The organism is Caldisphaera sp. (genome assembly GCF_046536515.1).
Lineage (GTDB): Archaea > Thermoproteota > Thermoprotei_A > Sulfolobales > Acidilobaceae > Caldisphaera.
On the sequence record NZ_JAWDMQ010000078.1, the window covers coordinates 1 to 4536 of the forward strand.

5 protein-coding genes and 1 pseudogene are annotated in these 4536 nt (G+C 31.1%); all 6 read right to left on the reverse strand.

Translation table 11 applies throughout. The features are described 5' to 3' along the window. Positions 1–562: 562 nt before the first annotated feature. Entirely contained in the window at positions 563–1516 is a 954-nt protein-coding gene (locus tag RXO53_RS07755; protein WP_410713653.1) for a (Fe-S)-binding protein, read from the reverse strand. Positions 1517–1520: 4 nt separating this feature from the next. Continuing rightward, positions 1521–1841 carry a 4Fe-4S dicluster domain-containing protein gene (locus tag RXO53_RS07760; RefSeq protein ID WP_410713654.1) on the reverse strand — a complete coding sequence of 107 codons (321 nt, stop codon included), beginning with the start codon at positions 1839–1841 and terminating at the stop codon, positions 1521–1523. Next, a complete protein-coding gene (locus RXO53_RS07765) occupies positions 1842–3272 on the reverse strand; it encodes an FAD-binding oxidoreductase (protein ID WP_410713655.1) in 1431 nt (476 codons plus the stop codon). A gap of 72 nt (positions 3273–3344) precedes the next feature. After that, positions 3345–3830 carry a GNAT family N-acetyltransferase gene (locus RXO53_RS07770; RefSeq protein WP_410713656.1) on the reverse strand — a complete coding sequence of 162 codons (486 nt, stop codon included), beginning with the start codon at positions 3828–3830 and terminating at the stop codon, positions 3345–3347. A gap of 2 nt (positions 3831–3832) precedes the next feature. Further along, positions 3833–4309: a GNAT family N-acetyltransferase gene (locus tag RXO53_RS07775; protein ID WP_410713657.1), complete on the reverse strand. Its 477-nt coding sequence runs from the start codon at positions 4307–4309 to the stop codon at positions 3833–3835. An 11-nt stretch (positions 4310–4320) separates the two neighbouring features. Then, a pseudogene (locus tag RXO53_RS07780) lies at positions 4321–4536 on the reverse strand (malate dehydrogenase); the annotation flags it as partial.

Below are 4536 nucleotides of genomic sequence, written 5' to 3' on the forward strand. Positions count from 1 at the left end.
TATTTGATTAAATAAATTTAAAAAATATTTATTAATTTCTAATAAAAATATTTTCAAATTTGCCTCAAAGGATTTTTATGTATTATGATTTATTAACAATATTAATTTGAAAGCTTTTACAACTGAAAGCCTCGCCCTTTAGGGCGGGGATGAGAAAAGTTTTTTAAGATTGAAAACTTATTAAAAATTAAGACAGCTGCTAAAGGGGTATGCGTTACTGAAACATGAGTATGCATCTACCCCAACTAACAAGTGTAATATAGGAATCGTGTAGGGAAGCCCTAAATCAGGGCCAAAGTATATAGATTGTGTGTCCCTACACATTGAAAACATACCCCCAAGTCCCTAGGATCCATGGATAGAGGGTTCTCCGTGGTGAGGGATAGGGGTAATTGGTTGAAGGCTCAGCCATTGGTTTACTGCTGGACGAATGGAGCGGGGTGGGTGAAACCCACTAGCCATGAAGTGATGAAAATGAAGGTGGTAAATCACAAACTTATGTCACAAACTTATGATCTACCCTAAGGGAAACCTTGCCCTTCAGGGCGGGGAGGAGGTCAGATCATAAATTATTTGACAAAACATATGATATATCTATTATGTTTGTATTGCTAGGCTTTACCCTGCTAAGATTGGCTTTGCAAATCGGACACATTGTTATAATAATGTTAGATTCTGAAACAAGTTGATTTATTCTAATTTTGGCAATATCACCTGAAAATTTAGGAGAAAAAGACTCTAATGGACCTCCACAACAGAATGTATTTTTGCCTGACCTTTTAGCCTCTTTAATTTTAACTCCCATAGATTTTAGAAGTTTCCTAGGTTGGTCTACTATATTTTCATACCTTGAATAATAACAAGGATCATGTATGGTTACTGTTAGATCGATTTGTTTTTCTGAATCAGCATTGTTCTCTTCTAATAGCTCCAAATAATTTATAACTTCAATATCAAATTTGTCGACATATCTTGGGTAACCTTCTCTTAAAACATGGGTTGTATGAGGATCTATAGTTATAACTTTCTTAACATTTTTTAATTTAAATTTTTCAAATACTCTGTTAGCATGTATTTGAAAATAATTATCCATGCCATAATCATAAAGCAATACTCCGCTATAAAGATCATCCTCATATAAATATGAAATATCTTTATTGGACTTCAATATAAGTTTTGCAATATTTTTTAGTGTAGATTCACTTTCGTTTATCTCTTTAATATTTGGTTTTATTATTGATGATAAGTAATAAGGTGAAATTTTAACAACTTTTTTAACAAGGTTTATCAATGCATTTCCTCCTGGTAAATCTGAAATTATTTCCAAATATTTTACTGTATAATTAATATAAGGAATTAGTTGATAAAGCGCTCCTGTATAAATATAAGTATTTCCTTTGCTAGGTAAGCTAAGTTGTTCGGCCCACTTAAATATTGCATTTTTATTTGTAGGAACAGGATATCCAGTTTTTAGCGTTATATCTGCAAGTAAATCCATTATATCTTTTGCATCCATAATATCACCTTTCCCTTATTATGATTTTCTCTTTAATATCTTGTTTATAATTAATAAAAGACCTAACTTCTCTTACAGCCCTTCCAATATCTATCTTTGCAGGACATATTAGATAACAGGCATCACATAATAGACAAGAATATATACTCGATAATAATTCTCCTGTTATAATATTATTTTCTAAAACCTCTTTAATTAAATTAACTCTCCCTCTAGGCCCATAACCTCTGTGAGGTCCTAAATTTATTGTTGGACATACTGATTCGCAAAAACCGCAATACATGCATCTGTTAACTTCATCTAATACCATTTTATGATTAATCAACTAAAGCACCTTTCCTGGATTTAGAATCCCTTTTGGATCAAAGATTGACTTTATAGATTTCATTATATTTATTTCTTTTGATGAATTATAATATTTCATTTCCATAGATAAGCCATCTTTTTTTAAGAGTCCTATTCCATGTTCTGCACTAATGCTTCCATTGAGTTCTAGAGCAACTTTCATTACATCATTGTACCAATTGATAACCTTATTTTTAATGCTTTCATCCATTGGATCGTATACTACACTTGGATGTATGTTCCCGTCTCCTATATGACCACCTATACTTATTATCAATCCATATTTATTGCCTAGATCCCTTACTTTATTAATAGCTTGTATAATTTTGGATGGAGGAACTACAATATCTTCTATAAATACTTGCAGTTTTTTGTTAGTACCATATATAGATTGTCCCATGGAGGTTTGAGCAGCAAATAGGTTTCTTCTAATTTTAAATAGACCCATTTCTTCAGCTTCTTCTTGACTCAATGAAGTAATAATTTTGTTAGCATTATATTTGCTTAATTTATTTTCTAAAAATTTCTTAACTTTATTTGCTGATTCTTTTGTTGTATCAATGCTAACTAGAAGCATATTACCTTCTGGGGTGAAATTTAAGTCAAGGCCATTAGATGCAATTTCAACAGTCTTGTTATCCATAAATTCAGCTATATAAGGTTGAATTCCGCTTGATTTTATTTCAATAAATGCATTAAGAAGGTCGTTTATATCATTAAACAAACCCAAAGAAGTAACTATGCTTTCAGGAATAGGTGTAAGTCTTAATATGGCCTCAGTTACCAATGCTAACGTACCTTCACTTCCAATTATAAGTCTTGTCAGATCATATCCTTTTCTGCACTTAACTGTCTTACATCCAACGAATAGAGTTGAACCATTTTCATCGGCTAATACTATTTGGAGTCCATTTACCCAATCCTTCATAGTTCCATATTTTGCTCCCTTAAGTCCACCCGCTCCATTGTTTATTGCCCCTCCTATGGTAGCTACCGATTGGCTTGCAGGATCAATAGGAAACATATATCCACTTTTTTCTATATTTGTGTTAAGTTCATCTATTCTAATGCCTGGTTCAACAACAGCTATGCTATCGGTTATATTTAGTTCTTTTATTTTATTCATTCTTTCGAAACTAACTATGACTCCATTTTTTAAAGGGACAGCATTACCTGATAAGCTACTTGAACTTCCTTGGGGATAGATAGGAACTTCATATTCATATGCAAGGCTTAGAATTTTTGATACATCGATTGTACTTTCAGGGAATATAACAGCATTTGCTTTACCTTCCATACCGGAGGGTTCTTTTGAATAAAGTTTCAATATGATATCATCAATTAAAATTTTATTGCTTCCAACCAATGACTCCAATTCATTTATAAAGGTTTTAATATTTTTTTCACTCATTTTCTCCCTTGATAATCAAATAAAATAAAAATTAATATGTGTTTATTCATTATGTATATGTTATTTTAAAAATCAAATACAAGTTTTATATTTTTCTTTGTTTAATGGTATAAAACCTTGTTTGTCATAGAAGCTGTCTGCGATTTCATTTCCAGAAGGATAAATAGCTGTTAAAATACCAGCACCTTTTAGTTTCGCATATTCTATAGCTTTTTGCAAAAGCGTAACCCCTAATTTTTTCCTTCTATATATGGGCTTAACATAGAAATCAGTTATTTCAGCCTTAATTCTAGGTTCATAAAAGAGCCTGTCTATTATAATAAATCTTATTATTCCTGCAATGGTTTTATCATTTTCATCCTCAGCAACCAATAGTACCACTTTATCATTATTTATAGACTCTTTAACGTAATTTGTAACGACCTCATATATATTACTTACTACTTTAAAGTTGGGATCTAATTCTTCATTTACACTTTTTAATCTTACAATTAATTCTACAACTTGATTTAAATCTTTTTCGTTGATTTCTCTTATATTGATTCTTTCAATAGACATGTTTACACCTCTTTAATATATGTGCTTGAATAAGGTCTAAAACCTAATTTTTTGTATAGATCTGTTGCTATCCAATTTTGAACTGGAAATTCAACAGCAATGTACTTTATCCCATTCTTTGAAACCTCTTCTGATAGTTTTTGTATAAGCATGCTTGCTATACCCGTTCTTCTCATTTGAGGTTTTACGTAAAGTTCCTTAATTATTTCTATTTTGTTGTTTATAAGCAAAGGATTTTCGTTAGTTACGGATTTTATATAACCAGACAATATATTATCATAATCTGCGACAAATACGTTAATATTTGAATTATTTATCATACTTTCTGCAACTTTAACTGCAATTTCTTTAGCGTTAGATGCAATAGCCCAAGATGAATCAAATTCCTCATTAAAAGCATAAAATCTATATACAAGTTCTGATAATGGTAAAACATCATTTTTTACTGGCCTTCTAATTATTATACCTGTATCGTACATGTTTAATCTCCTCAATCCTTATAATCTATTGAAGGTTTAGGAATATATTCTTTCTCCCACAAAAGTTTAATTTTTTCTCTAGTATTTGAAATAATTTTTCTAGCCCTTTCAAGTTCTTCTTTATACGTTGTTGTCTTCCTAGCAAAGCCCTGCTCAACAGCTTTAACAGCGACAGCAGCAGCAACCCTAGGATATACTTCCCACTCTTCCATAGTTGGAACTATGTA

Coding starts and splice junctions, on each gene's coding strand:
- RXO53_RS07755 (WP_410713653.1), bottom strand. CDS start 1,516: ATGGATGCAAAAGATATAATGGATTTACTTGCAGATATAACGCTAAAA.
- RXO53_RS07765 (WP_410713655.1), bottom strand. CDS start 3,272: ATGAGTGAAAAAAATATTAAAACCTTTATAAATGAATTGGAGTCATTG.
- RXO53_RS07770 (WP_410713656.1), bottom strand. CDS start 3,830: ATGTCTATTGAAAGAATCAATATAAGAGAAATCAACGAAAAAGATTTA.
- RXO53_RS07775 (WP_410713657.1), bottom strand. CDS start 4,309: ATGTACGATACAGGTATAATAATTAGAAGGCCAGTAAAAAATGATGTT.